The sequence below is a fragment of the Stenotrophomonas sp. TWI1149 genome (genome assembly GCF_039673155.1).
Lineage (GTDB): Bacteria > Pseudomonadota > Gammaproteobacteria > Xanthomonadales > Xanthomonadaceae > Stenotrophomonas > Stenotrophomonas maltophilia_AA.
In genome coordinates, this window is the sequence record NZ_JBDJLB010000012.1 from 86,000 (window position 1) to 112,638 (window position 26,639).

A 26,639-nucleotide genomic window follows, 5' to 3' on the forward strand; every position below is an offset into this window, starting at 1 on the left:
CTAGATCAGCACCTGCCGGGTACTGCGCAGGAACTGATGGATTTCCTTCTCGACGGCCTCGTCCAGCATGTACACCGGCCGCTGGCCGTTGGGGCAGCGAAGCGTCGGCGTGGTACCAAACATGCGGCAGATCAACGGCCGCTCTTCGTAGACCTCGCAGCCGTTCTTGCCGAGATACGGGCAGCTCAGCTCGGCCAGCGCGGCGGCATGCTCGGCATCGCTCTTGACCGGCAGGCGCGCCACTTCCTCGCTGGAGGCGGTGACCGGGCCACAGCAGTCGTGGCATCCCACCACGCAGCGGAACGAGGGAATCTGCTCGCGCAACCGCTGTATCGCGTCGCGGTTGGTGTAGGGCATCGGGATGGGCCTCGGCGGCATCAACGGGAGGTCATTTTACAACCGTGGCGCCCGGGGTACGCATCAGGCGCCGGCCGGACCCGTGTCAACGAACAGGAAAACGGCCTTGGCCCGTCGTTGACACCCGAAGGCAGACCATGCCTGTCTCCTATTCCGCCCCCGCCCCCATGAACCGTTCTGCTGTTGCTTCTGCTGGTCGTACCGTACTGGTCGTCGAAGACGAGATCGAGCTCTCCCGGCTGTTCATCGAAGTGCTGAACGAGTCGGGTCATACGGCGATTCCCGCCTATTCCGTGAGCGATGCGCTCAGCGTCATCGCCCACCAGCGCTTCGATGCCGCCATTCTGGATGTCGAGCTCCGGGACGGGCCGGTGTTCCCCGTGGCAGACCGCCTGGCGGCTCTTGGAACGCCCTTCCTGTTTGCCTCGGCGGTGTATTACCAGGTCGTGCCACGCGCGCATCAACAGGTGCCGTTCGTGAGCAAGCCGTTCGACGTCAAGGTGCTGCAGCAGCGCGTCGAGGAGGCACTGGCCAGGCGGCCGGCGTCATCGGGTGGTGTAAAGGCAGCCGGCGACTGAGATGGGCGACGGGTCGCTCTCGATCCGATCCGCTACCAGCGCGATGACCTCGATGCCATCACCGTGCTCCTCGGGCGCGGAATGGACCACTCGCATCCCGCCCGGCGGCGCTTCTGCCCCCCGGCCCTCCAGCTCCAGCGTCCCGGTGAGTTCCCTGGCAACGTCCGGATCATCGAACGCCGCGACGATGGACATGCGCGACAGGATCAACCGGGTGGTCTCATGGCCGAAGACCCGCACAGGGGCCGGCAGCCGCATTTCCGCGATGACGCCCATCATGCCGCCCGGCGGCATGCCATCGCCCTCACCTTCGGTGGCGATCGGTTGCCAGCCCGCCTTCGCTTCCCCACTGTCTTGAACGTCGCGCATGGCGAACGCCAGGGTCCTGAAGGCCTTCCGATCGGCCTTGCAGTTGATGAGCTTCAACGCCTGATTGATCTGCGTCCGGGTGGGAACCGAGGCGCCGGCGGGGTTCGACGCCAGCGCCATCGGCGCGGACGCGAGTCCGATGACTGCCAGAAGCAGCACGGACGTGAGAGTGCGGGGATTCAACGGGGAAGGTCCTGTCTGTGGCCGCATAGTGTAGCGACCCTCACTCACCGCCGGTTCTGCACACCGCGAAGGTGACACGCCGCGATACCGCGAGGCCGGGCGCCCGCAAGACGGACGCCCGGCCCTCGACCCTCACAGCGTCGCCTGCGCCTGCAGCGTGAACACCCAGCTATCCGGACGGCTTTCATACGCCCCGGGGCGCGCGACGTACTGCACCGCGGGCCGCAGGATCAGCCACGGCGTGACCTGCACGCCATAGTTCAGTTCAACGAACTGCTCGTTGCTCTGCACGTCCTTGCCGGTGATGCGCTGGTACTGGGCGAGCCGATCGGAAATATCCAGGCGGGTCCACGCCAGGCTGAGGACATCATCCTCGCGCGATGCCACCACGCCGCGCCAGCTCAGCCCGGCTTCCCACGAGTACCGCATCAGGCCGGTCCTGGCATCCGCGCGTGTCGCCACCCCGAACACCGACAGCCCGCGCACCGTGTCGCCCTCGGGCTTCAGGACGCGCTGCGCCAGCTGGATATACGAGCCGCTGCGATGGGACGCGCGCGGTGCGGCCGGATTGCCGATGTCGTCGGCATTGGACGTATCCAGGTAATAGCCGACCTTGTAGGTGCCGCCGTAATGCTCCCCGGTGTTGCCGTGGCTGTAGCCCACTTCCACGGGCAGGAACAGGCCGGTCTTGCCACGATCGGACACGCGGAACCCGCTGTTGGCCTGCTTGCGCATCGGAACGACATCGTAGATGCCGGTCTGCGCGTACCAGCCCGAGGGATCGGCCCACTTCACCCGCAGGCCCCACTGGCCGGTCGGGTTGTCCAGCCAGCCGGAGCTGTAGATCGGTCCCAGCGGATGGCCGCATTGGCCGTTGTTGTTGAAATTGCAGGTGTACGGCAAGCCGCCGAAGTCGTTGCCCATCGAGTAGAACCCACCCTTCAGGCTCAGCCGCTTGTCCAGCAGCCAACGCTCATAGGAGAGCTCGTTGAAGCGCAGGTTCTGCCCCTGGCCATAGAAGGCCTGGTTCTGCACATAGGAGCCGGTCGAACGGTCATTGACCGCATTGCCGAAACGGTCGGAGAGCACCACGCGCATCGTGCCGTCGAAGCCGAAGGCCTTGCCGGTATCGATGAGGGCGCCAACATCGACGTGCTCCGCGGTCGACCAGCCGGTCCCTTTATAGCCATCGCTGTTGACACCCGTGGCGATCACGATGCGGGCGCTCGGCGTCACGCCACGGTCCTGCAGCCAGATCCGGGCCGCCCAGTCGGCACTGAGCGGCGTCTGGGCAATGGTGTCGACGGGCTTGGGTTTGGGCGCGGCCGGGTCGGCCGCCCACGCCGGCACGCTGGCCGCGACTGCCGCCAGCGCGAGGCCGGCCAGGAGAGACGTGCGCTTCATGCCGAGGTCCTCCGCTGCGTGCGTTTTTTCCAGGCGCGTCGCAGCAGCAGGATCACCCCTATGAAGGCCGCAAGCCCCAGGATGAGCAGCGGCAGCCACAGGCGTGCGATCTTGGCCAGCAGTGGCTTCTCGCCGCCGTCGCGGATCAGCGCGACCTGCGCTTCCGTGACCTGGTCGCCGGGGCCGAAGCTCGTCCGCACGTAGCTCGCGACGGCCGCGACGTCGGCATCGCTCAGGGCCTGGACGAACGAGCCTTCCGAGAAATGCGGCATCAGCACGTGCTCGCCATCCACTTCGCGGTCGATGCCGCCGATGATGGTGGCCACGAGATTCTGTGGACGGGCCATGCCCACGGTGCTGTTGTGGATCAGCGACGGGTAGTATCCGTCCTGGCTGCCCTCGCCTCGCGAACCGTGGCAGCTCGCGCAGAGGCCGGAATACAGCACCGCACCGGACGCGAGGGGGGCGTCCGTGCCACGAACCGGCTGCTCGCCTGGTGTCCTGGCGGCATCGCCCCAGGCAAAAGCAGCACGGGTGGCGTCCTTGTCCGCTACCGCCGGCACGGTGCGCAGGTAGGTCACGATGGCACGGATGTCCTCATCGCGCAGTCTGGAGAGGCTGTTGGTCACCGCCTCGGCCATGCCACCGCCCGCCTGCCCCTTGCCGGCCACGCGGCCGGTTTTCAGGTACTGGGCGAGCTCGTCATCAGTCCAGCCGCCGATGCCACTGATCGGGTGCGAGGTGATGTTCGGCGCATACCAGTCGCCCAGCGAGCCGCCGGCGAAGGCCTTGCCGCCCACTTCCTGCATCATCAATCCGCGCGGACTGTGGCAGCTCGAACAGTGCGCCAGCCCTTCCACCAGATACGCGCCGCGATTCCACTGCGCGTCTTTTGCGGGATCGGGCTGGAAGGGTTTCTTGTCCAGGAACAGCAGATTCCACACCGCCATGGACGAGCGGACGCTGAAGGGGAATGGCAGTTCGGTCGCGTGGGCCTCCTCATCGACCGGCGCCACCGCCTGCATGAAGTAGACGTACAGCGCGTGGATGTCCTCGTCGGTCAGCTTGGCATACGAGGTGTACGGCATCGCCGGATACAGATGGGCACCGTCCTTGCGCACGCCCTCGCGGACCGCCTTGGCAAAATCGGCCTCGCTGTAGGTGCCGATGCCGTGGCTCTTGGACGGGGTGATGTTGCTGGCCCATATCTCGCCCAGCGGCGAGGCGATTGCGTAGCCGCCCGCATACGGTTTGCCCTGCTTCGGGCTGGTATGGCAGGCCACGCAGTCCGCCGCGACGGACAGGTAGCGCCCGCGCTCCACCGTATCGTCGGCGCGCACGGTCTGGCTGAGGCCACCCAGCAGCGCCATCGTGGTGAGCAGGAGGGTCTTCATGCCGCACGCTCGATGGCATCGGCCGCGCGCAGGGCCAGCGCGGCCATGGTCAGGGTGCTGTTGACCACGCTGGCCGAGACCATCGCGCTGCCGCCCGGCAGCCACAGGTTCGGGTGGTCATGCGCGCGGCAATCGCCGTCGACCACCGAGTCACGCGGATCGGCACCCATGATGGTCGAGCCCATGATGTGATTGTTGGCGTTGAGCGCCGTGGTGATCACGAACTCTTCCGCGTTGAACAGCGTACCGATGTGCCGCAGCTGCTCGCAGGATTTGTCGTAGCCCTTGCGCGCGTAGTCGCCCAGCGAGTAATGGATGTCCGGGCAGGCCAGGCCGTGGCCGTCGACACGGGTCTTGGACAGTGTCAGCCGGTTGGTCGGATCGGGCAACGGCTCCAGGCTGATCGACAGGTCCACCCCGTAGATCGCGCGGCGGCGGATTTCCGCGTCCAGCGCCTCACCGGCCAGCCCCATCTTCAGCGCCTGGTCGGTGGCGATCGCCACGCGGCTGATGTTGTTGAGGATGATCTTGGTGGCCGAGTACTCGGAGCGGAACGCACCATCGCGCGGCCCGACCATGCAGCTGGACTGCGCCGGCCCGCGCCCCAGCCAGATCGGCCGATCCGCAATGAACGAGCAGTGGAAGCCGGAGTGGTCCAGCATGTTGCGCCCGACCTGGTCGGACGAATTGGCGATGCCGTTCGGGTTCTGTTCGTTGGCCGCGAGCAGCAGCAGGCGCGGCGTCTCCAGCGCATTGCAGGCGATCACGAAACTGCGGCCGGTGGCCTTGTGGCTGACCTTGTCGCTGTCATACCAGTGGATGGCGGTGACCCGGTTCTGCGCGTCGGTGTCGATTTTGTACGCCACGGCTTCGGCCAGCACCTTGGCGCCCAGTGCCTCGGCGGCCTCGACGGTATGGACGCCGTTGTACATCGCCCCGATCGGGCAGATCGGCTGGCAGTTGTTGTTGCCACAGCACGCGGGACGATCGTTCCAGGGCTTGATCATGCGTCCCTGCGGGATCGGCACCAGATTGTAGCCGTGCGGATTGACCACCTCGGCGAATACCTTGTCACCGTTCCCCCACGGAATCATGTCGGCCAGGTAGGGCTTGGACCGCTCAGACGGACTCTGCTGCGCCGGATCGTTCGGCCCGGAGACACCCATGGCCTCTTCGGCGCGGCAGTAGTACGGCTCGATGTCCTCGTAGCTGATCGGCCAATCGCGGCCGACGCCGTAGGCGGACTGCATCTTGAAATCGACCGGGAGATGGCGCCAGCAGGAGGCCGCCCAGTGCCAGGTGGTGCCCCCGACCGCCTTGATGAAGCCCTGGTGGAAGCTGCTGGCATCGGGGCCGGTCAGGCCGACGTAATCGTTGGCGGGAAAATAGAGCGGTGCCGTCGCGAACTTCGATTGCGGGTACGGCCCCTGGAAGTCGCTGCCGATCCGCCGTTCGAAGCTGGCGTTGCGCCAGTTCTCGACCACATCGGAACGGTTCAAGCGCGGGCCGGCCTCCAGGACCAGCACGGATTTGCCGGCACGCACCAGCTGGTGGGCGATCAACGCACCGACGACGCCCGAACCGACGATCACGACGTCGGCATCGGCGTCGCCATCACGGAAAACCGGAGCTTTCATGAGAGGGATTCCAGAGCTATGAAAAGTGTAAGAGAACCGCGCAGGCTTATGCGTGGGCTCGAATCGGGGCCGGCGGCGCGGCGGTCCACCAGGCGGGTCCGCCCTGGACGTAGGTCGGGGGGGAGAGGCCGTCGTCCACGCAGCGCTGCATGAGCGCATCGCGATAGGACACGATCACGGCATGCACGCCCTTGCCCACGGTGCCGGTGTACCACGCGGTAATGATCGCCAGCGCTGCGGGCTTGGCCTCGCCCGCGGCGGCGACCAGCGCAGTGGCACCACTTACCTGCCCAGCCAGCGTGGCGAGGGCGGGGAACTGCGCATGCAGCCCGGGCTGAAGTTGGGCGAACGCCTTTTCGATCCGGTCGGCCGTGGCCGGATCCAGATCGGTCTTGCCGGTGAGGGCATGGGAGAGGTCGAGGAAGGCGGTATCGGCCTTGGCCGCAGGGGGCGTCGCAGCAGCGGTGGCCACTGGGGGCGCTTTGTCACCGCAGGCCGCGAGCAGGGAAGCCGAACCGACCGCAAGCAGGAAGCCTCTTCGTGTGAGGCTGTGCCCCCGCCGATTCTCGTCCAATCCCTCGGGAATACTCATGATGTGAACTCTGCTCCGTAACACGCCGGCTCCCCGCCCGTAGACCACGGAACGGCTAAGCATCGACGCCGGCAAGGGTACTCCATGCGCTTGTCATCACAGAGTGATCATCGGCGTGATCACGCATCGCCAACGGCGTCGGCGCTACAACCCGGGTTCGTCATCACTGCGGGAGAATCGTCATGCGAATCGTGTTGTTGAGTGCCCTCGCGGCGCTCGCGCTGTCGGCCTGCAGCCAGGACGAGCATACCGAGCAGGGCAAGCATGCCGATGCGATCGAGCAGCCTGCAGCGGCTACCGCGCCTGCCGACGACGCGTCCGCCCGCAACGTGCCCGGGGGCGGCAGTGGCACGGCCGCCTCCGAAGAGCAGGACTCCGGCCACGGCACCGAGACCTCCGCGGAGCCGAAACACGCGTCGCCGCCGAAGCCATGACCCGTCATGACGCCGCTCGATAAACCGTTGCGCCGGGAAGTCCTTATTGGCGACGAGAGCTACACGCTAACGATCGACCCGGACGGCATGAAGCTGGTGCCCAAGGGCAAGCGGAACAGTCTGACCCTGAAGTGGACGGAGCTGGTGAACGGTGACGCGGCCCTTGCCACCGCGCTGCAGGCCTCGCTGTCGGCCGGTTGAGTGCGCCGGCCGGGGGCCGGACAGGGCGCGCCTGCGTTTTCGGCCGCTGAACATCCGATCCGGCATCAAATCCCAGGATCAGGGACAATACCCGCCCACCGTCTGCCCCGGCCTGCCGGCGAATGCCCGCCCAGGCGGCCATTGCGCGGCCGTGCACGCCTGCCTTCCTGCCGCTTTTCCGGATCCGAATTGAATACCACCGCCCTGCCCCTTGCCGATGACGACCTGCCCCTGACCGACCGCCTGCGCACCGCGCTGGACCTGCTGGAGGCCATCGAAGCCGACCGCAGCGTGCTCGATACGCTGCCGGAGGCTGACCGCGTCCGCCTTCACCAGGTCGTCGCCAAGGTCTACCACCCCGAGCCCAAAGCCCGCCGGGCGAAGCTGAAGCAGCAGGCCAAGGCGCGTCATCAGGAGAAGGTGGCCAAGGCCGAGGCACTGCTGGAGCAGACCGGCATCCGCGCCCTGCGCCGCAAGCCGGTGTTCAGCACCCCGAACTATTTCCCGCCGCACGCCGCCGGCCTGCACGATGCCTCCAACGGCGAGCATGCCGACGCTACGCCTGAGCCGGTGCATTCGCCGGAGCTGCGCCACTGCTATGTCTGCAAGCAGAAGTTCACCCAGCTGCATCACTTCTACGACCAGATGTGCCCGGCCTGCGCCGAGCTGAACTTCTTCAAGCGCACCGAAACCGCCGACCTCACCGGTCGCGTCGCGCTGCTGACCGGCGGGCGGGTCAAGATCGGCTACCAGGCCGGCCTGAAGCTGCTGCGTGCCGGTGCGGAACTGATCGTGACCACGCGCTTCCCGCGTGACTCGGCCGCGCGGTACGCCGAAGAGCCGGATTTCGCCGAATGGGGTCACCGCCTGCAGGTCTACGGCCTGGACCTGCGCCACACGCCGAGCGTGGAAGCCTTCTGCAACGAGCTGCTGGCCACGCGGTCGCACCTGGATTTCATCATCAACAACGCCTGCCAGACCGTGCGTCGCCCGCCGCAGTTCTACGCGCACATGATGGCCGGTGAAACCGCTCCGCTGCAGGAGGTGCCCGATACGCTGCGCAGGCTGATCGGCGATTACGAGGGCCTGCGCAGCGCCGAGCTGCTCGGTACTACCGGGTCGGCCGCGCTGCCGGTGGTCCAGGGCCGCGACTTCAACGCCGCCAATGGCCTGACCCGTGCAGCCGAGCTGTCCCAGGTGCCGCTGCTGGACGATGAGCTGGTGGCCCAGCAGCACCTGTTCCCGGACGGGCGCCTGGATCAGGATCTGCAGCAGGTCGATCTGCGCGGCCGCAACTCCTGGCGCATGCTCATGGCCGAAGTGCCGTCGGTGGAACTGCTGGAAACCCAGCTGGTCAACGCCATCGCGCCGTTCATCATCAATGCGCGCCTGAAGCCGCTGATGCTGCGCACGCCGGGACGCGACAAGCACATCGTCAACGTCTCGGCGATGGAGGGGCAGTTCTACCGCAACTTCAAGACCACCCGCCACCCGCATACCAACATGGCCAAGGCCGCGCTGAACATGATGACGCGCACCTCGGCGGCCGATTACCAGAACGACGGCATCCACATGAACAGCGTCGACACCGGCTGGGTGACCGACGAGGATCCGGCGGATATCGCGGCCAAGAAGGTCAAGGAAGAGCGCTTCCACCCGCCGCTGGATATCGTCGACGGCGCCGCGCGCATCGTCGATCCGATCATCCACGGCATCAACACCGGCGAGCACGTCTGGGGCCAGTTCCTGAAGGATTACGCGCCCACGGACTGGTAACTGCATCCGGAACGGCGTTTGGCGCGTATGGAATGGACAGAAGGCCGCTGGCCCCCGCCCCCCTCCGATACGACATGAGTCCCCCACCCTCCCCCCTGGATGAAAGACGCGCGGTGCTGAGCGCCATGCAGGTCGACAGCGTGGCGTCGCTGCCTGCGCTGGACCGGCTCACCGCGCTTGTTGGCTACACCTTCAACGCGCCGGTGGCATTCGTCTCGGTCCTGGGGGATGTGAAGCAGCGCTTCCTTTCCCGGATCGGTCTGCCCATGGCGCAGACCGATATCCGTTCGTCGATCTGCGCCCACGCCGTCACCTCCGACGGTGTCCTGGTCGTCCCGGATCTCGAGCAGGACGCTCGTTTCCGGGACAACCCGCTGGTGACCCACAGTCCCCACCTGCGTTTCTATGCGGGCGCGCCGCTGGTAGCCAAGAATGGCGTCGCCATCGGTGCGCTGTGCGTCATGGACACTCGTCCGCGCACCTTTGACCCGCGCGATCAGGAACAGTTGGCCACCTTGGCGGAGCTGGTGATCGCACAACTGGAGCTGCGCAACCTCTCCGGCAACCTCGATCCGGTCAGTGGCCTGCCCAGCCGGCACCAGTTTCATGCGGATCTGCCGGGCATTCTCTCGCGCTGTGCGGATGGAAGGGCTTACGCCGTGGCGGTGGACGTGCTGGATATTCCGCGCGCCAACCAGGTGGGCCAAGTGCTGGGGCTGCGCCCGTTGGAAGCACTGATCCGGCGTGCCGGCGTCCGTCTGCGCACCGCGCTGGAGGACGTCGCAACGGTGTACCACGTCGGGGTAACCCGGTTCGCGTTCGTGGTCGACATGCCGACAGCAGGCCATGTCGAGAGCCTGGTCCTGGAGCTGAGGACGCGAATGCTGCGCCCGTTGATGGCTGCCGCGGTACCGATGTCCCCCCGCTTCCATGCCGGCATCTGTGCCGTCGATGCGGATGAGCAGGACAGTCACGACGTGCTGCGACGACTGCTGGTCAGCATGCAGGGCGCGTTCGACGCTCGCCAGGCGCTTTGCTGGTACTCCGAACAACGCGACGAACGGATGCACCGCGCCTACCGGCTGGCCTCGGATGCCGAGCGCGGGCCGCAGAACGGTGACTTCCATCTCGACTACCAGCCCCGTTTCACCCGCGACGGTCGGCGCCCGGTCTCGGCAGAAGCCTTGATCCGCTGGAGCCACCCCACCCTGGGGCCGATCAACCCGGGTGAGTTCATTCCGGTCTTCGAGCGGACCGCACTGATGGACGAGGTGACCACCTGGGTGCTGGACACGGCGCTGGATCAGGTCCAGGCGTGGCGCGCCCAGGGACAGGACATTCCGGTCTCGATCAATCTGTCCAGCAGTTATCTGTCCAACGCCTCGGCATGGCATGACATCCGCAGCAAGCTCGAGCACAGGGCGCTGCCGTTCTCGATGCTCGAACTGGAGATCACCGAGGGCGAATGGCTGCGTCCGGGGTCACCGGCGATCGACCACATCGCGGCGATGGCGGAGGCCGGCATCAAGGTAGCGATTGATGACTTTGGCAGTGGCTACAGCAACTTCAGCTACCTGTCAGACCTCCCTATCCACACCGTAAAGCTGGACAAGTCGCTGATCGATGGCATCGCCGACAATCGGCGCGCACGCGCCAAGGTGTCCGCCATCCATCATCTGGCCCATGAGCTGGGCTATCTGACGGTGGCCGAAGGGGTCGAGCAGGAAGCGCAGATGGACGTTCTGGCCGACATGGGGATCGACGAAGTGCAAGGCTATCTGCTTGCGCGGCCCATGTCCCCGGCCGCGGTGAGGCAGGTGTTCGAACAGGGCGCGGGCGTCAGAGCTTGAACACCTGCTGCAGCTTGCGGGCGAACCAGCCACTGAAGACCAGCGGCGCATCCAGCGCTGAAACGCAGATGCACGCCACCCCAGGCGTGGTCACCGGCTGATGCTCGACCTCACTGTCGAGATCGGCCACATCGCCCGGTGCGAAATGCCCCAGCGAATCGTCATAGGCACCGCGGAGGATCTGGGTCAGCTCGCTGTTGCCATGGCTGTGCATGGGCAGGCATTTACCGGGCGCGATCTTCAGCATGATCAGCGACGGCAGGTCCGGGGCGCGGATGCAGTGCACGCCCGGCGCCATCCACCGCCATTTGAGCGAACGGTAGGACGTCCCGAAATGCGGTGCCAGCGCGGAGGGCAGCTGATCGGGATCGTGCGAGCCCACCCGGCTGCGCTCGACCTCAACCCGCGCCACCGCGGGCGGCGCCGCATCCAGCCTGCCGAGCATCGCCTCCCGCAGCGCCGCCTGCCGATGTTCTTCCGACGGGGGCGATCCTTGCTGCTCAAGCAGCACCCCGCCCAAGCGCTCGGCCGAGCGCAGCTGCTCCCGGCACTGGGCGCAGGACTCCAGGTGCGCGGCAGCAACCACGGACATCTCCGCTGCCAGCGTGCCGGTCGCAAACGCCAGCACGGTGGCCGGGTCCAGATGGTGGCGAGGATTCACCGCTTCTCTCCCATCAGCGACTGCAGTTGCAGGAACGCCCGCCGGATGTGCGATTTGACTGTTCCCAGGGGCATGTTCAGTTCGTCCGCGATCTCGGCATGGGTCTTTGCTTCGAAGTACGACATCCGGATCAGCCGTGCCTGTGTGGCGGAAAGTTCGTCCAGCCGTTGCTTGAGCCGGACCTGCTCGGTGTGCAGCTCGGCCAGGGAGCCCCGCCCGTCATCCTGCTCGGCAGCCTGCTCGACCACCTCGTGGGCATGCACCCAGATGTGTTCCCGCCGCACGCGGTCGATATGCAGGTTGCGGGCGATGCGATAAAGCCAGGTGCCCAGCCCGCTCCGCGACGGGTCGTAGAGATCGGCGCGGTTCCACAGTTTCAACAGGACCTCCTGGGCCAGATCCTCCGCCACCGCCTGGGGCGCCCCCAGTCCACTGAGATACCGGCACAGGCGCGGCATGAAGTGGTCGTAGATGCGCATGAAACACTCACGGTCACGCGCGCCCGCCACCGCGGCCACATCCGCAGCCCAGGTCTTCAGCTCCGCAGTGTGTTGCGCGGGAATGGCACTCATCCGGGCCGCCTCGAAAGGCGTCAACCTTGCAGCAGAGGGATCGGCGTCCATCGTAGGCCAGTTCCGGGCGATCGGCGACTTGGGGTTCATGGCTGCTTGTACGGACAACGGGGCGGATTGGATGCAGGCGCCTCCTGCCGCCCCCCTGGCTGCTGATATAGTCAGCCGGGCATGGCGGGCACGGTGTCCGGCCACGAATCACAGGGAGCGGGTCATGGGTCTTCGTCAGGCAGTGGCAGGGGCAGTCGGTGGCGTTCTGGCCGACCAGTGGAAGGACTTCTACACCGTGCCGACGGGCCTGCCCTCCACGGCAGCGCTGTTCGCGGCCGTGCCGCGCGGCACCAATGCCGGCCGCGGGTCGAACACCAGCGCCTCCTCGAACATCATCACCAACGGCTCGAAGATCGTCGTTCCGGAAGGCTATGGGCTGCTGCTGTTCCAGGACGGTGCGATCACCGGCTTCGTCGCCGAACCGGGCGGCTACGAGTGGCGCTCGGACGATGCCAATTCGCAGTCGATCTTCGCTGGCGACGGCTTCGTCAGCCCCCTGATCAAGCAGAGCTGGGAACGCTTCAAGTTCGGCGGCCAGCCAGGGTCCCAGCAGGCGGCCTTCTTCGTCTCCCTGAAGGAACTGCCGGACAACCGCTTCGGCACGCAGTCCGAAATCTACTGGGACGATGGTTTCCTCGGCACGCAGGTCGGCGCGGTCACACGCGGCTCGTACACGCTGAAGATCGTCGATCCGATCCTGTTCGTGAAGAATTTTGTGCCGGCCAGCTACCTGCAGCCCGGCCAGGTGTTCGATTTCACCGATCTGGACAACGCCGCCGCCAGCCAGCTGTTCAATGAAGTGGTGGGCTCGCTCGCGCCAGCCTTCAGCCTGTATACGAACGATCCGGGCAAGGGCAACCGCATCACCAAGCTGCAGCAGGATTCGCTCGGCTTTGCACAGAGCCTGTCCGCTGCCGTCGAGCAGGGTTACCAGTGGAAGTCCGACCGTGGCCTGGCCATCGTCAAGACCGCCATTGTCTCGATCGAGTACGACGCCAACACCCGCGAGCTGCTCAAGACCGTGCAGCGCGCCGATGCGCTGGCCGGCTCGCGTGGCAATTCCAACCTGCAGGCCAGTGTTGCCCAAGGCATCCAGTCGGCGGGCGAGAACGGCGGCGCGGCCGGCCTGGTCGGCGTGGGCATGGCCTCGGGCATGCTCGGGGTCGGCGGCATGCAGCAGCCGGTCGCCCCGGCGGCGGATGATCCGGTCGCCAAGCTGAAGAAGGCCAAAGAGATGCTGGACCTCGGCCTGATCACCCAGGACGACTACGACAAGCTCAAGGCCAAGGCGCTGGGGCTGTAAGACACCGAGCGCACCGACACCATGTCCGACCCCAAGATGCCCCCGCCGATCCCGGCGGTCCCGCCGCCGTTGCCGCCCTCTCCTGCGGCGCCGGTCACCGGCCCGGGCTCGCCCCGGGATGTGCCACCACTGCCGGGCAGTTTCCCGGTCGATCCAGCCACCCTGCCCCAGCCCATCCGTGATGAGGTGCAGGCGCCGGACCCGGTGGCCTTGGACACCTCGGCGGCAGAGCTCAAGGATGGCCTCAACCGCTGCCCGAAATGCGGCTCCAGCGATATCCGTCTCAAGCTGGGCAGCGACGTGCTGGTCTGCCAGTTCTGCCGTCACGAATGGCATGGCGACCGCGTGGAGGAGGCCTTCGGGTTCGGCGAAGGCATCGGCGAGCTGCGCGGCACGGTGGTCGCCTCGGGTGCGCGCGACATCGAGGCCGATACCGCCAGCCTGATGAGCTTCAAGTGCACCGGCTGCGGTGCCGAAGTCACCATCAACACCGAGAGCACGATGACGGCGCGCTGCCACTGGTGCCGCCATGTGTTCGGGGTCAACGAGCAGATTTCCAATGGCGCGGTGCCGGACGCGGTGCTGCCGTTCCATATCAGCAAGGACGATGCGGTCGCCCGCATCCGCCAGTTCGTGGACAAGCGCCGCCTGTTCGCGCTCAAGGCGTTCAAGGACCAGTTCACGCCGGAGAACGTCACCGGCGTCTACCTGCCCTACATGATCGTGGACAGCAACGTCAGCGCCAGCGTGTCCGGCAAGGGCGAAATCCAGACCCGTCAGTACACGCGCGGCACCGAGAAGAACAAGCAGACCTACTACGACGCGGATGTCTACCAGGTGGATCGCCAGGTGGATTTCACCGTGGACGATCTCACCATGGAATCCTCGGCCGAACGCGGCAACCTGGATACACAGGCCAACACCAACAACATCATCAACGCGATCCTCCCGTTCGATACCAAGAATGCGCTGAAGTGGAACGCCTCGTATCTGGCGGGATTCACCTCGGAAAAACGCAACCTCGACGTGGAGAAGCTGCGGCCGCGGCTGGAAGATCAGCTGCTGTCGATCGCCCGGGCGCAGGTCGAGGGCTCGGTGCGCCGCTACGATCGCGGTGTGCGCTGGGAGCGCGAGCGCGTGGATGTGCACGGTACCCGCTGGGTATCGATGTACCTGCCCGTGTGGCTTTACTCGTATCACCAGCCTGGCCGTAATGGCGGCATGCTGCACTACATCGCGGTGAATGGCCGCACCGGTGAAACCATGGGCAGCGTGCCCGTGCAGCAGTGGAAGCTGCTGCTGGCGGCGCTCACCACTGGGACGATCATTGAAGCCCTCGTTCTCTTCTTCCTGGTAGCTGCCTCATGAGCGATGACAGTGGACTCTGGCTGCTTGCCGCCGGCCCGGCCGGTGCGACGGCGTTGTACTGGGCGTTGTACCGGTACTACCGCAACACCGACAAGTCGCATGCGTTCGAGCATGAAACGACCATTGAAGCCAAGCCGGTGACGGGCGCGGACCGCAAGGTCGATACCGTGACGGGGACGCAGGAGCGACGCATCCGGGGTGACAACGTGGGTGCCTATCGGACGCGGGTGCAGCGCGACAGTAGTTGAGCGCGAGCACACTCACTGCCGCGAAGATGGACGGCGAAAGCGTGCTCTATCGACAACATGGGTTACGGATCGGGGGGGAGGTTGTAATGACGGCAGCCTTCCGGCGCCCAGCCCTTTAGCTCGTAGTTGTCGACAAGACATGTCCACCCCTCCTCGCTCTGGTACCACAAATCCACATATCCGTAGCGTCCATAATTACAACCTAGCCTCAGGCCCCTTGAGTGAGTACTGACCTGGATCCTCTCGCAAAGTTCGCTCGACTCCTGCAAACCCAATGCTGCGGGCGGGATATCGGAGGGAAGGTACCCGCCATCTGATTCGGCTACCAATAACACCACGGCCGCTTTGGCGCGGGAAAGCTCCTCCACCATCGCGGTCATCCGTGCGCGGGCGATGTAGTTCTTGTACGCGGGAAAGGCAATCGCCGCCAGGATGGCGATGATCGCGACCACGATCATCAACTCCACCAAGGTGAAGCCGTGCGCGCTTCCGGCCGCTGACCTGTTGCTGGCGGAGAGTCTCTTCATGGTTTCTACGCTTCCTTGGCCGCATTGGATGCAGTGATCCGATGGAGAACAGAAGAGCACCTGGATGCGGCAGCCACCATGCAAGAACTTGGAAAAGGCGTCGCTCGTTGCGGATTTGCAAGTTCTTGCAGACGCGCACATGACGATGAAAACAGCGACGGTTATCCTCACGTCGACCTGCTGCCGAGATCCGCACCATGCGTACCCTGTATCCGCCTGCCACCCCTTACGCCGAGCACCGCATCGCGGTGGATGCGCTGCATGCGCTGCATGTCGAGGAGTGCGGCACCCCCGACGGCATCCCGGTGGTGTTCCTGCATGGGGGCCCGGGTGCAGGCGTATCGCCGGTCCATCGGCGCTTCTTCGATCCGGCGCGCTACCGCATCGTGCTGATCGACCAGCGCGGCAGCGGCCGCTCCACGCCGTTCGGTGAGCTGCGCGACAACACCACCCAGCACCTGGTGGCCGATGTCGAGATCATCCGCGCCCTGCTCGGCATCGAGCGCTGGCTGGTGTTCGGTGGCTCGTGGGGCTCCACCTTGGCGCTGGCCTATGCGCAGGCCCACCCGGACCGCGCGACGGGCGTGATCGTGCGGGGCGTGTATCTCGGCCGTGCCGAGGAAAACCGCTGGTTCGCCGAGGCTGATGGCGGTGCGCGATGGGTGTTCCCGGAACGTTGGGCGCGCTACGAGGCGCATATCCCCGAAGACGAGCGCGGCGACATGATCGAAGCGTACTGGCGCCGGCTGGACAGCCCCGACCAGGCGACCCGCATCGCCGCGGCGCAGGCCTGGCTCGGCTGGGAAGACCACGCTGCCACCCTGGAGCATGACGTCGATGCGGTGTCCAGCGATGACCCGCTGCACACGCTGGCCAAGGCGCGCATCGAAGCGCACTACTTCCGCAACCATGCCTTCCTCGATCATGGGCAGCTGCTGCGTGATGTCGACCGCATCCGGCATCTGCCGGGGGTGATCGTGCAGGGCCGCTACGACATCATCTGCCCGGCGCGCAGCGCGTGGGACCTGGCGTGTGCCTGGCCGGAGGCCTCGCTGCAGATGGTGGTATCTGGCCACAGCGCGATGGAACCGGCGACCGCCGATGCTCTGGTGCGTGCGACGGATGCCTTTGCCGACCGCCAGTAGGGAGTCGTAGTGGATTCGATCTACCTGGTGGTGGCGCTGGGCGCCATCGTGGCGGGCTTTGTGCAGGGGCTGTCGGGCTTCGCGTTCGGGCTGGTGGCGCTCTCCTTCTGGGCCTGGGTGCTCGACCCCAAGCTCGCGGCTACCCTCTCGGTGTTCGGTGCCCTGACCGGCCAGCTGCTGGCGGCGTTCACCGTGCGCCGCGGCTTCAATCTGAAGACTCTGCTGCCCTTCGTTCTGGGCGGACTGGCCGGGATTCCGCTGGGCGTCTACCTGCTGCCGATGCTCGACATGAACTGGCTCAAGGCCATCCTGGGCACCCTGCTGGTGCTGTGGTGCCCGGCCATGCTGCTGTCCCGCCAGCTGCCACGTGTCACCGCGGGCGGGCGCGCAGCGGATGGCGTGGTCGGGTTTGCCGGCGGCATCATGGGTGGGCTGGGCGGCTTCACCGGCACCCTGCCGACACTGTGGTGCACGCTGCGCGGCTACGAGCGCGATGTGCAGCGCTCGGTGGTGCAGAACTTCAATCTGTCGATGCTGCTGGTCACCATGGGCACCTATGTCGGCACCGGCATCGTCACCCGCGAGATGCTGCCGATGTTCGCCATCGTCGCGCCGGCCATGTTGATTCCGACCCTGCTGGGCACGCGCCTGTACATCGGCATCAGCGACCTGCGGTTCCGGCAGATCGTGCTCAGCCTGCTGACGGTCTCGGGGATTGCGTTGCTGGCGTCGTCGCTGCCGGCGCTGCTGGGCTGGCGCTGAGCCGACCGGGTTGCAGCGGCAGGCGGTTGCCGACGAAGTTGACCACGTTCTCCATCGCGTCCGGATCGACATTGCTCAGCCCGAGGACTACGTAGCCCTGGCTGGGCAGCACGATGAGTGCAGCATTCGCACCCGGCGCCCCGCCCTCGTGGCCGTACTGCCCTTGTCCGCCCTCCCCGCTCACCATGAATCCATAGCCGTACCAGCCTTTGGTGTTCTGCGGCGAAGTAGCAGCCTGCAATCCCGCAGAAGAGATAAACCGGCCACTGCGCAGCGCCTCGGCGAACCGGAGCAGATCGTCGGCCGTGCTGTAACCACCGCCTGCAGAGGTGCCACGCAACGGCAGCGTCTTGGTTTCCCGCACCCACTGGCCGTCGCTCAGCGTGTAGGGAACCGCCCGGCCTGGAACCACGGTCGCCTCGGCCGCCGATCCCGTCGATGTCATGCCCGCCGGATCAAAGATGTGCTTCTCAACATAGGCGTCGTACGACTGCCCCGATGCAGCCTCGATGATCGAGCCGAGCAGGATGTAGCCGTAGTTGGAGTACTGATCCTGCGTTCCGGGGGTGAAGGCCGGTGCCGCGGCGCCATAGACGCCCCAGTAATCGGACAGCGTCTTGAGCGAGGCCTTCCGTGTTCCGAAGGCCTCGTCGAAAATCTCGCCCAGACCACTGGTGTGGTTGAGCAACTGCCGGAGGGTAACGGCAGTGGCAACGGCCTGATTGGGGTAGCCCTCGAGGTGCCGTGCGATGGTGTCGTCCAGCGAGAGTTTGCCCGCCTCCGCCAGCTGCAGGATCGCCACCGCGGTGAACATCTTGTTCAACGAGGCCAGTCTGAATTTCGTGGCGGCATCGACCGGCACACCCTGCTCGCGGTCGGCCAGGCCGCCCTCCCATGCCATCAGCACCTTGCCGTCCTTCGCCAGCAGGAAACTGCCGGAGAGTTTGTCCCGCGCCTGCAGGGCGTCCAGTCGCGCGCGGGTCTGTGCGAGAAGCACAGGCATCGCAAGGCGCGTTGGCTTGAACGCGTCGGGCAGCTCAACCCCCTCCAGCTGCAGCGTCTTGAGCCGCGGCCTGTTTGCTGGATCAATCGCCACGGTGATCAGTACCCCGCGATCGCTGGATGTGCCACGCATGATGGCCGCAATGGCATCGGGCGTGTCTAGGGTTCTGGTCAGCACATCGAACGGGCCGAAAGTCTCGCGGATGTCCAGATACCGCTGCGCGGTGTGGTCGATCCCGTAGGTCGACAACACCGCCTGCAATTCCTGGCTGTCACCTGTGTTGTAAGCGGCCAGCCAGCGGGTGAAGATCTGTTCGGCCTGCACGGGCTCGGCAGGCGGTTTCGCCCAGGTGGTGGCGCTGAAGAGCAGCAGCGCCACAACGAGTGTTCTGATCGGCACCATCCTGTCCTGCCTCCTGCAAGCTAGTGACCGCCCTCCGGCGGCGAGTTGATTATGCAATGGCAGCGGGAGCGCTGCCGCGCTCAAATGCAATGTCCTAATCGCGACGAGCACCGCCCAATTCGCGAGAGACGGGGCATCCCCTCCGGCCTACGCTTGGCATCCTGTTTCGCGCCACGGGGCACGCTTTCTGGCCTGACTCCGTGGGTAACCCCCGTTCCCGATCGTGCTCCCATGACCCCTGAAACCGCTGCCGCCCCCGTCATTCCCGCCGAACCGCTCAGCCCCGCGCCGAACCAGGGCTTCGCGATCCGCATCGTCGGCGCGGCGGCATTCGCGCACCTGCTCAACGACATGATCCAGGCAGTGCTGCCGGCGGTCTATCCAATGTTCAAGGCCCAGTTCTCGCTGACCTTCGGGCAGATCGGCATCATCGCCCTGGTCTACCAGGTCACTGCCTCGCTGCTGCAGCCCTGGGTGGGCATGTACACCGACAAGCGGCCGCTGCCCTATCTGCTGCCGTCCGGCATGATCGCGACCTTCGTCGGCATCGCCCTGATGGCCACGGCGACCCGTTACGAAATGCTGCTCGTCGCCGCGGCGGTGGTCGGCATCGGGTCGGCCACCTTCCATCCGGAGGCCTCGCGCGTGGCGCGCATGGCCTCGGGCGGTCGCTTCGGTACCGCGCAGTCCACCTTCCAGGTCGGCGGCAACACCGGCTCGGCGATTGGCCCGCTGCTGGCGGCGGCCATCGTGATTCCGCACGGGCAGCGTGCGATCGCCTGGTTCATGCTCGCCGCCGCGCTGGCCATCACCGTGCTGTTCCGCCTCACGGGTTGGACCATCCAGCACGGCCAGGCCAAGATGAAGGGCCTGGCCAGAAGCCACGGCATCGGGTTGAGTCGCGGCAAGGTCATCCAGGCGATCGCGGTCATCGCGGTGCTGATGTTCGCCAAGTTCGTCTACATCGCCTCGTTCACCAACTACTTCACCTTTTACCTGATGGAACGTTTCGGCCTGAGCGTGCGGCAGAGCCAGATCTACCTCTTCATCTTCCTGGCCTCGGTCGCGCTCGGCACCTTCATCGGGGGTCCGGTCGGGGACCGGATCGGGCGCAAAGCGGTGATCTGGATTTCCTTCCTGGGCGTGGCCCCGTTCGCGATCGCCCTGCCCTATGCCAACCTGATGGGCACGGCGGTGCTGGCGGTGGTGATCGGGCTGGTGATGTCCTCGGCGTTCGCTGCGCTGGTGGTGTATGCGCAGGAAGCCGTGCCGGGGCGCGTGGGCATGGTCTCGGGGCTGATGTTCGGCCTGATGTTCGGCATCGGCGGTATCGGTGCCGCGGGGCTGGGCAATCTGGCGGACGTGCACGGCCTGGTGTGGGTTTACCACTTCACCTCGTACCTGCCGCTGCTTGGGCTGGCGACCGCGTTCCTGCCGAAGACCAGACTGCCGTGACCCCTGTCGAACTGCACTACACCCTCACCCCGGCGATGACCCGGCTGCGCGTGGCCGAGGCCTTGGCGCACGAGGCCCGAAAGGACGCGGCGTTGCTGGATGCGGTCGCGCGCGGGCAGCCCGGTGCACTCAAGGTTCTGCTGTTGCTGCCGTTTCCTGTGGCCAGCGCGTATCTGCTGCTGCAACGCGATGCGACATCCACCACGATGGTCACTGCGGTCGTGCTTGCACTGCTCACGCTGCCGCTGTGGCGTCTTGCCGATCGCCTCCTCGCGCCCCTCCACCGGCGCATCGAGATGCGCGCAGGCAGGCGCGCCGGCCGTCTGGGTGCGCTCAGCCTGCGCTTGGCCGGGGTCACATTGCGCACACGTCTGGCGTCGCAGGAAGGCAACTACGCGCTCCGCTTTGATGACCACGGCTTCCGCCTGGGCCGCGACCCTCAGCATCCGGTGACGTTGGCCTGGACCGAGATCGTGCACGCGGCCGAAACCGAGCACTTCCATCGCATCGCCTGCGCCGCGCTTCATCGCCGCGGCAAGGCCTACTGGATTCCGAAGCGGTCCGAGGCAATGGAGCCCGCCGCCTTCCAGCAAGGTCTCCAGCTGTTCCTGCAGAGGATTCCTGCGGCCGCCTTCAGTGAAAAAACTGACTCGGCAGCTGCCCGAAGCGCTTCTTGAACATCGCCGTAAACGCGCTCGGACTGGCATAGCCCAGCGAGAGCGCCACGTCGATCACTTTGTCACCGTGCGCCAGCTGTTCCAGCGCACGCAGCAGGCGCGCCTGTTGGCGCCATTGCCCGAAGGTCATGCCCAGTTCGCGCGCACACAGGCGCTGGATGGTTTTCACGTCCACGCCCAGGCGGGTGGCCCAGTCCTGCAGCGTGGACGGATCCTCCGGCGTGGATTCCAGCTGTCGGCCGATCACCCGCAGGCGCGGGTCGGTCGGCTGCGGCAGGTGCAGCGGCAGCACCGGCAGCATCTGCAGCTCATCCAGGATCAACTGCATCAGCCGCCCATCGCGTGACGCCGTCGGGTACGGCGTCGGTACATCCATGGCGGCGTGGATCAGTGCAGCCAGCAACGGCGTCACCGAGACCGTCGATGCGCTGGCCGGCGGCTGGGCGATTGCCTGCGGCAGGATGTACAGGCTGCGCATGCCGACCGCGCCGATGCAGCTGACCTTGTGCCCCATACCGGCCGGAATCCAGATCGCGCGCGTGCTGGGTACCACCCAGCGCCCTGCCCCGGCCTGCACCACCAGCACGCCGGATTCGGCGTAGACCAGTTGATGGCGGTCCGGGTGGTGATGCAGCGCGATGATCGTGCCCGCCGGATACTCACGCGCCCGGCAGAACACCGGCGTCTCGGGGCCGGCCGGCAGTCGCCTGCCCTCGCCGACGCCCGGGGCGATGTCCCTTCTTCGATATGGCATGGCAATACCCTTCAAAACAACCTGCCACGCGACTGTACCGCCTCACGCCCGTTTTCGGTATGGACGTCGACCAGCTATCGGGGTTTCGTGGGCGCCAGCACCTCGATCCAGGTGGGCGCATGGTCGCTGGGCTTTTCAAGGGCGCGCACCCACCGGTCCACGCCCGCGTCTTTCAGATTGGGCGCGAGCACGGGATTGAGCAGCAGATGGTCGATCCGCAGGCCGCGGTCGCGGGCGAAGTGCTCGCGGAAGTAGTCCCAGAAAGTGAAGATCTGTGCGTCACCGTGGACGGCGCGCAGGCTGTCGGTCCAGCCCTGCCCGAGCAGCGCCTGGTACGCCTCGCGCACCTCGGGCTGCAGCAGCGCGTCCTTCCGCCAGGACTTGGGATCGTAGATGTCCGCATCGGTGGGCACGACGTTGAAATCGCCGATCAGTGCGACGGGATGCGGCAGCGCGACCAGGCTCTTGGCGTGCTTGTGCAGGCGCTGCATCCACTTCAGCTTGTAGTCGAACTTCGGGCCGGGCTGCGGATTGCCATTGGGCAGGTACAGGCCGCCCACGATCACGCCGTGCGCGGCGGCTTCCAGATAGCGGCTCTGGTCGTCCTTTGGATCGCCGGGCAGGCCACGCCGGCTTTCGATCGGGTCCTGGCCGCGTGCCAGCAGCGCAACCCCGTTCCAGGCGCGCTGTCCCTGCCAGATGCACCCGTAGCCTGCATCGCGGATGGCGGCCTCCGGGAATGCCTCCTGGGTGGCCTTGAGTTCCTGCAGAGCGACGATATCCGGTTGCTCGCGCCCCAGCCACGCGAGCAGATGCGGCAGCCGAGTCAGCACGCCGTTGACGTTGAAGGTCGCGATCTTCAGGCGTTTTCTGGCGGGCATGGCGCGTGCTTCGTGGCGGCGGGATACGAAGCCGAGGATTGCCCCGCGACGATCAACCTGCCGCGAATGTCGGGCGAGCATCGCGTGACGATGGTGGCGCGTTGATCGCGTATTGACCCGTGGCGCGTCACAGTAAGGACTCGTTTCGGACTGGAAAAGGTATCTCCATTGCGCGGATTGGCATGAAGAAGTGGACCGTTCTGCCGCGACGCTTTTACCAGCGGCACCCCACCGAGGTGGCGCCCGAACTGCTGAACAAGCTGCTGGTGCGCGATGACGGTCGGGCCGGCCGCATCGTCGAGGTGGAGGCGTACGCCGGTGACCAGGATCCTGCGGCGCATTCGTACCGCGGGATGACCGCGCGCACCGCCACCATGTTCGGTGAGGCCGGGCACCTCTACGTCTATTTCAGCTACGGCATGCACTGGGGGGCGAATGCGGTCTGCGGTGACGTCGGCCAGGGCTGGGGCGTGCTGCTGCGGGCCCTCGAGCCGGTGGCGGGGCTGGAGCTGATCCGCGCAGCGCGTCCGGCCATCCAGCGTGATCGCGATCTGGCCAGTGGCCCGGGGCGGTTGTCGCAGGCGATGGGCATCACCAAGGTGCTGGATGGTGCGGATCTGGTGCGCAATGACCGTGGCATCCGGATCGTCTCCGATGGGATGGCGCCGCCAGAGGCGCCGGTGGTCGGGCCTCGGATCGGCATCAGCAGGGCGATCGAGTTTCCGTGGCGCTGGCATGTGCCGGAGCATCTGCATGTGTCGGGACGCACGGCTGCGAAGAAGTCGCGGGAGCCCGTCTCGTGAGTCCCGCGACGCCGCCCGTGCGCTCCTCGCCTGCACGCCGACTGCGGCGCTGGCTGCTCCGTTTGCTCGTCCTCGTCGTCTGCATAGTGGTAGCCGGCGTGCTGTGGAACAGCCCGATCGCGGAATCGCCCCGCGCGCTCTGGCGCCTGTCACGGATGCCAGTACCCACCGCCCTGCCCGTGCCGGTCGCCGGGGTGACTGCGCGGCAGGTAGCGGATACCTTCGGCGCGCCGCGCGGACGCGATCGTACGCATGCCGGCGTGGACATCTTCGCCAAACGTGGCACCGAGGTGCGCAGCGCCACACCCGGCATCGTCGCGGATATTCGTGAGAGTGGGTTGGGTGGCCGCCAGGTGTGGGTGATGGGCCCGGCGCGTGAGCGCTACTACTACGCGCATCTGGACGACTGGCGCGAAGGCTTGGCGCGCGGCGATGTCATCGAACAGGGCGCCGTGCTGGGCTACGTCGGCGATACCGGCAACGCGAAGGGCACGCCACCGCATCTGCACTGGGGCATCTACGGCGCCGACGGCGCTTACGATCCGCTGCCCCTGCTGAAGGCGTGGCCCGACGCGCCCTGAGCGTGCGTGCAGGGCCCCTTCACAACAAAGCGCACCGGGCTAACACCCACGCGCCTAGCGTCAGTCACTCGACACCCACCGGCAGCACCTCCCATGGCGATCAAGACCGCAGAAGACCTGTTCATCCACGAGCTCTCGGATATCTACAGCGCAGAAAAGCAGCTGACCAAGGCGTTGCCCAGGCTGGCGCGGGCCGCCTCCAATCCCGACCTGGCCGCCGCCTTCACCACGCATCTGGAGGAAACCCAGGGCCAGATCGAGCGCATCGACCAGGTGGTGGAACTGCTGGGCATCCGGCTCAAGCGCATCAAGTGCGCCGCGATGGAAGGGTTGGTCGAAGAAGGCAAGGACGCGATCGACAGCATCGAGGAAGGCCCGGTGCGCGACGCCGCGCTGATCGGTGGCGCGCAGAAGGTGGAGCATTACGAAATCGCCTCCTACGGCACCATCGCCGCGCTGGCCAAACAGCTGGGCTACAAGGCGGCCGTGCCGCTGCTGCTGGAGACGCTCAAGGAAGAGAAAGACACGGACGAGAAGCTGACCCTGCTGGCCTTGTCCGGTGGTGGCAATGCGAAGGCCGCTGCGGCCTGAATCCAGCAAGTGTCCCGTTGCGCGGGGAGCCTGTCTCCCTGCGCAACGCGTTCCCCTCTTCATGTCCACCTTGATCACACAGGAGCCTCCATGACGTTGCGCCCACCCGTCCTTTATCACGCCTCGCTTGAGCACGCCGATGCGGACGAGGCCACCCACATCCGTGAGCTGACCGAAGTGTTCGCACGCATGGCACTGACGGTGGCCGAACAGGAAGGCCACGCACACCGCGCGGTGCACGCCAAGGGCCAGGGCTTGCTGAAAGGCCGGCTGCGCGTGCTGGATGAACTGCCGGCGGAGCTGCGCCACGGCCTGTTTGCGCGGCCCGGCAGCTACGACGCGCGGGTGCGATTGTCCTCGCCGCCGGCCGAGCAGCTCCCCGATTCGATCTCCACCCCGCGCGCGATGGCGCTCAAGGTGATCGGCGTGCAGGGCCCGCGTGCGGAAGGTGCCGAGGAGCAGCACACGCAGGACTTCCTGATGGTCAACGGCCCCGCGTTCAACACCCCCGGCGTGGCCGGCTTTCTGCGCTCGGCCAAGCTGCTTGCCGCGACCACCGAGCGGATGCCGCGCACCAAGCGGATGATCTCGGCCACGCTGCGGGGAGCGGAGGCGGCACTGGAGGCGGTCGGTGGCCAGAGCGCCCTGCTCAAAGGCATGGGCGGCGAGCCGCAGCACCATCCGCTGGGGGAGACCTTCTTCAGCCAGGTGCCGTTTCTCTACGGTCCGTACATGGCCAAGTTTTCGTTGGCGCCGGTCTCACCTGCCCTGCTCGCACTGAGCGGCGACAAAATCGGTTCGGACGAAGACGCGCAGCGTGACGCGGTGGTGGCCTTCTTCACCGACCTGCCCAATCCGGTCGAATGGGAGCTGCGCGTGCAGCTGTGCCGCGATGTGGAGCGCATGCCGATCGAAGATGCGTCGGTTGCCTGGCCCGAGGCGGACAGCCCGTTCCTGCCGGTCGCACGCCTGAGCGTGGCACAGCAGGAGGCGTGGCAGCGTGACACCTCGCCGGGCGTCGAGGATGCGCTCGCGTTCGCGCCGTGGCATGCGCTGGCCGAGCATCGACCGCTCGGTGGCCTGAACCGGGCGCGCCGCGTGGTGATGGCCGCCTCGCGTCAGTTCCGCTCGCGATTCAATGGATGCCCGATCCACGAGCCCGTGGGCTGAAACACGTCGGCCCCGTCAAGGATCGCGTAGCACCTTGCCTGCCGCGTCCCGCATGGCAGCCGTGATGCGCTGAAGCGTGGTCGAGCGGATCGCGGCGTGCTGCCAGTACAGCGGCACGTCGATCCAGCGTGCTGGATCAAGTTCGACCACCGCGTTTCTCTGCAGGGCAGCGAGTGCGAGTGACTCGGGCACCAGGCACCAGCCCAGCCCAAGTGCGGCGGCCTCGACAAAGCCCGTGGACGTAGGCAGGTAGTGCACCGGCGGGGACAGCGTGGCGCGCGTGACAGCGCGTAGATACCGCGCCTGCAGCCGGTCCTTGCGGTTGAAGACGATCATCGGGGCAGTGGCCAGGGATGCCGCGCTTACGCCCACACCGAAATACGCCGCTTTGAATGCCGGCGCCGCGATCGCCAGATAGCGCATCGTGCCCAGCGGATGGACATTGCAGCCCTGCAGGGCCTTGGCATCCGCCGTCACCGCGCCCAGTGCCGAGCCGTCCCGCAGCAGATCCAGCGTGTGGTCCTGATCGTCCACGCGCAGGTCGAAGGTATCGCCATGCGCAGCATGCAACGCGGCCAGCGCGGGAAGAAACCAGGTTTCCAGCGAGTCGTCGTTGACCGCCAGACAGACGTTGCGATGCCGCACCTGCGCATCCGGCAGGAAGTCGGCGAGCACCTCTTCTTCCAGGGTCTGCATCGGACGTACGCGGCGCAGCAGCTGCTCACCGGCGGGTGTAGGGCGGCACGGTGCCTGGCGCACGATCAGGACCTGGCCGAGACGGTCCTCCAGCGCCTTGATCCGCTGGGAGATCGCGGACTGGGTGAGGTTGAGCCGCCGCGCGGCGGCCTCGAAGCTGCCCTCCTCCAGAACGGCTGAGAACGCGGCGAGTTGGGGATGGAGCAGGCTCATG

28 protein-coding genes and 1 pseudogene are annotated in these 26,639 nt (G+C 66.4%); 16 read left to right on the forward strand and 13 right to left on the reverse strand.

Features of this window, described 5'->3' with window-relative positions:
• Nucleotides 1-357: a YkgJ family cysteine cluster protein gene (locus ABE424_RS14515; RefSeq protein WP_176988887.1), complete on the reverse strand. Its 357-nt coding sequence runs from the start codon at nt 355-357 to the stop codon at nt 1-3.
• Nucleotides 358-494: 137 nt separating this feature from the next.
• Between ABE424_RS14515 and ABE424_RS14520 the strand changes: the two genes are divergently transcribed.
• Nucleotides 495-935 (forward strand): response regulator, encoded by a 441-nt coding sequence (locus ABE424_RS14520; RefSeq protein ID WP_346491184.1) that lies wholly within the window; start codon nt 495-497, stop codon nt 933-935.
• Here ABE424_RS14520 and ABE424_RS14525 read toward each other — a convergent pair.
• The 5 genes from ABE424_RS14525 to ABE424_RS14545 form a co-directional block, all read right to left on the reverse strand.
• On the reverse strand, nt 903-1,487 hold the full coding sequence (locus ABE424_RS14525; RefSeq protein ID WP_346491183.1) for a hypothetical protein: 585 nt from the start codon (nt 1,485-1,487) through the stop codon (nt 903-905). The genes ABE424_RS14520 and ABE424_RS14525 overlap by 33 nt on opposite strands.
• Nucleotides 1,488-1,619: 132 nt before the next feature.
• A complete protein-coding gene (locus ABE424_RS14530; RefSeq protein ID WP_346491182.1) occupies nt 1,620-2,891 on the reverse strand; it encodes a carbohydrate porin in 1,272 nt (423 codons plus the stop codon).
• Nucleotides 2,888-4,285: a cytochrome c gene (locus ABE424_RS14535; RefSeq protein ID WP_346491181.1), complete on the reverse strand. Its 1,398-nt coding sequence runs from the start codon at nt 4,283-4,285 to the stop codon at nt 2,888-2,890. The genes ABE424_RS14530 and ABE424_RS14535 overlap by 4 nt, the downstream gene beginning before the upstream one ends.
• Nucleotides 4,282-5,922 (reverse strand): GMC family oxidoreductase, encoded by a 1,641-nt coding sequence (locus tag ABE424_RS14540; protein ID WP_179458858.1) that lies wholly within the window; start codon nt 5,920-5,922, stop codon nt 4,282-4,284. Before ABE424_RS14540 ends, ABE424_RS14535 begins: the two co-directional genes overlap by 4 nt.
• A 46-nt stretch (nt 5,923-5,968) precedes the next feature.
• Nucleotides 5,969-6,577, reverse strand: a complete 609-nt coding sequence (locus tag ABE424_RS14545) for a sugar dehydrogenase complex small subunit (RefSeq protein ID WP_346501944.1) — start codon at nt 6,575-6,577, stop codon at nt 5,969-5,971.
• Nucleotides 6,578-6,696: 119 nt separating this feature from the next.
• Here ABE424_RS14545 and ABE424_RS14550 point away from each other — a divergent pair, with 119 nt between their 5' ends.
• From ABE424_RS14550 to ABE424_RS14565, 4 genes are all read left to right on the forward strand, one after another.
• A complete protein-coding gene (locus ABE424_RS14550; RefSeq protein ID WP_346491179.1) occupies nt 6,697-6,948 on the forward strand; it encodes a hypothetical protein in 252 nt (83 codons plus the stop codon).
• Between the two features lie 6 nt (nt 6,949-6,954).
• Nucleotides 6,955-7,149, forward strand: coding sequence for a hypothetical protein (locus ABE424_RS14555; protein WP_346491178.1), 195 nt, complete (start codon nt 6,955-6,957; stop codon nt 7,147-7,149).
• Nucleotides 7,150-7,338: 189 nt separating this feature from the next.
• Nucleotides 7,339-8,925, forward strand: a complete 1,587-nt coding sequence (locus ABE424_RS14560; protein WP_176988875.1) for an SDR family oxidoreductase — start codon at nt 7,339-7,341, stop codon at nt 8,923-8,925.
• A gap of 125 nt (nt 8,926-9,050) precedes the next feature.
• Complete coding sequence (locus ABE424_RS14565) at nt 9,051-10,775, forward strand: EAL domain-containing protein (RefSeq protein ID WP_346491177.1); 1,725 nt, start codon at nt 9,051-9,053, stop codon at nt 10,773-10,775.
• Here the strand turns inward: ABE424_RS14565 and ABE424_RS14570 are convergent.
• Complete coding sequence (locus ABE424_RS14570; protein WP_346491176.1) at nt 10,765-11,436, reverse strand: ChrR family anti-sigma-E factor; 672 nt, start codon at nt 11,434-11,436, stop codon at nt 10,765-10,767. The genes ABE424_RS14565 and ABE424_RS14570 overlap by 11 nt on opposite strands.
• A complete protein-coding gene (locus ABE424_RS14575; RefSeq protein ID WP_346491175.1) occupies nt 11,433-12,059 on the reverse strand; it encodes a sigma-70 family RNA polymerase sigma factor in 627 nt (208 codons plus the stop codon). Before ABE424_RS14575 ends, ABE424_RS14570 begins: the two co-directional genes overlap by 4 nt.
• Before the next feature lie 163 nt (nt 12,060-12,222).
• Between ABE424_RS14575 and ABE424_RS14580 the strand changes: the two genes are divergently transcribed.
• From ABE424_RS14580 to ABE424_RS14590, 3 genes are read left to right on the forward strand one after another with little or no spacing between them, the layout of a single operon-like run.
• A complete protein-coding gene (locus tag ABE424_RS14580) occupies nt 12,223-13,362 on the forward strand; it encodes an SPFH domain-containing protein (RefSeq protein ID WP_346491174.1) in 1,140 nt (379 codons plus the stop codon).
• A gap of 21 nt (nt 13,363-13,383) precedes the next feature.
• The gene (locus tag ABE424_RS14585) at nt 13,384-14,730 is read left to right on the forward strand and encodes a TFIIB-type zinc ribbon-containing protein (protein WP_346491173.1); all 1,347 of its coding nucleotides are present in this window, start codon (nt 13,384-13,386) and stop codon (nt 14,728-14,730) included.
• Entirely contained in the window at nt 14,727-14,978 is a 252-nt protein-coding gene (locus ABE424_RS14590; RefSeq protein WP_179458850.1) for a hypothetical protein, read from the forward strand. Before ABE424_RS14585 ends, ABE424_RS14590 begins: the two co-directional genes overlap by 4 nt.
• 62 nt (nt 14,979-15,040) lie before the next feature.
• On the opposite strand, the gene ABE424_RS14595 is transcribed toward ABE424_RS14590, so the two are convergent.
• The gene (locus ABE424_RS14595; protein WP_346491172.1) at nt 15,041-15,505 is read right to left on the reverse strand and encodes a prepilin-type N-terminal cleavage/methylation domain-containing protein; all 465 of its coding nucleotides are present in this window, start codon (nt 15,503-15,505) and stop codon (nt 15,041-15,043) included.
• A gap of 197 nt (nt 15,506-15,702) precedes the next feature.
• On the opposite strand from ABE424_RS14595, the gene pip reads away from it, so the two are divergent.
• Together pip and ABE424_RS14605 are read left to right on the forward strand one after the other, a co-directional pair.
• Nucleotides 15,703-16,650, forward strand: coding sequence for a prolyl aminopeptidase (gene pip / locus ABE424_RS14600; protein ID WP_346491171.1), 948 nt, complete (start codon nt 15,703-15,705; stop codon nt 16,648-16,650).
• A gap of 9 nt (nt 16,651-16,659) precedes the next feature.
• Nucleotides 16,660-17,412, forward strand: coding sequence for a sulfite exporter TauE/SafE family protein (locus ABE424_RS14605; RefSeq protein WP_346491170.1), 753 nt, complete (start codon nt 16,660-16,662; stop codon nt 17,410-17,412).
• On the opposite strand, the gene ABE424_RS14610 is transcribed toward ABE424_RS14605, so the two are convergent.
• A complete protein-coding gene (locus ABE424_RS14610; protein ID WP_346491169.1) occupies nt 17,342-18,817 on the reverse strand; it encodes a serine hydrolase domain-containing protein in 1,476 nt (491 codons plus the stop codon). The two genes, ABE424_RS14605 and ABE424_RS14610, sit on opposite strands and share 71 nt — an antisense overlap.
• A gap of 231 nt (nt 18,818-19,048) precedes the next feature.
• Between ABE424_RS14610 and ABE424_RS14615 the strand changes: the two genes are divergently transcribed.
• Together ABE424_RS14615 and ABE424_RS14620 are read left to right on the forward strand one after the other, a co-directional pair.
• On the forward strand, nt 19,049-20,272 hold the full coding sequence (locus ABE424_RS14615) for an MFS transporter (RefSeq protein WP_346491168.1): 1,224 nt from the start codon (nt 19,049-19,051) through the stop codon (nt 20,270-20,272).
• Nucleotides 20,269-20,949 (forward strand): hypothetical protein, encoded by a 681-nt coding sequence (locus ABE424_RS14620; protein WP_346491167.1) that lies wholly within the window; start codon nt 20,269-20,271, stop codon nt 20,947-20,949. The genes ABE424_RS14615 and ABE424_RS14620 overlap by 4 nt, the downstream gene beginning before the upstream one ends.
• Here the strand turns inward: ABE424_RS14620 and ABE424_RS14625 are convergent.
• Together ABE424_RS14625 and xth are read right to left on the reverse strand one after the other, a co-directional pair.
• Nucleotides 20,906-21,703: a helix-turn-helix transcriptional regulator gene (locus ABE424_RS14625; protein ID WP_346491166.1), complete on the reverse strand. Its 798-nt coding sequence runs from the start codon at nt 21,701-21,703 to the stop codon at nt 20,906-20,908. The genes ABE424_RS14620 and ABE424_RS14625 overlap by 44 nt on opposite strands.
• Before the next feature lie 104 nt (nt 21,704-21,807).
• Nucleotides 21,808-22,584: pseudogene (gene xth / locus ABE424_RS14630) on the reverse strand (exodeoxyribonuclease III); the annotation flags it as partial.
• A gap of 182 nt (nt 22,585-22,766) precedes the next feature.
• Here xth and ABE424_RS14635 point away from each other — a divergent pair.
• From ABE424_RS14635 to ABE424_RS14650, 4 genes are all read left to right on the forward strand, one after another.
• On the forward strand, nt 22,767-23,387 hold the full coding sequence (locus ABE424_RS14635) for a DNA-3-methyladenine glycosylase (RefSeq protein ID WP_346491165.1): 621 nt from the start codon (nt 22,767-22,769) through the stop codon (nt 23,385-23,387).
• 17 nt (nt 23,388-23,404) lie between these two features.
• Nucleotides 23,405-23,968 (forward strand): M23 family metallopeptidase, encoded by a 564-nt coding sequence (locus ABE424_RS14640; RefSeq protein WP_319206497.1) that lies wholly within the window; start codon nt 23,405-23,407, stop codon nt 23,966-23,968.
• A 93-nt stretch (nt 23,969-24,061) separates the two neighbouring features.
• Nucleotides 24,062-24,559 (forward strand): ferritin-like domain-containing protein, encoded by a 498-nt coding sequence (locus ABE424_RS14645; RefSeq protein ID WP_346477328.1) that lies wholly within the window; start codon nt 24,062-24,064, stop codon nt 24,557-24,559.
• Nucleotides 24,560-24,649: 90 nt separating this feature from the next.
• Entirely contained in the window at nt 24,650-25,729 is a 1,080-nt protein-coding gene (locus ABE424_RS14650; protein WP_346491164.1) for a catalase family protein, read from the forward strand.
• A 15-nt stretch (nt 25,730-25,744) separates the two neighbouring features.
• On the opposite strand, the gene ABE424_RS14655 is transcribed toward ABE424_RS14650, so the two are convergent.
• A complete protein-coding gene (locus tag ABE424_RS14655) occupies nt 25,745-26,638 on the reverse strand; it encodes a LysR family transcriptional regulator ArgP (RefSeq protein ID WP_346491163.1) in 894 nt (297 codons plus the stop codon).
• Between the last annotated feature and the right edge of the window lies 1 nt (nt 26,639).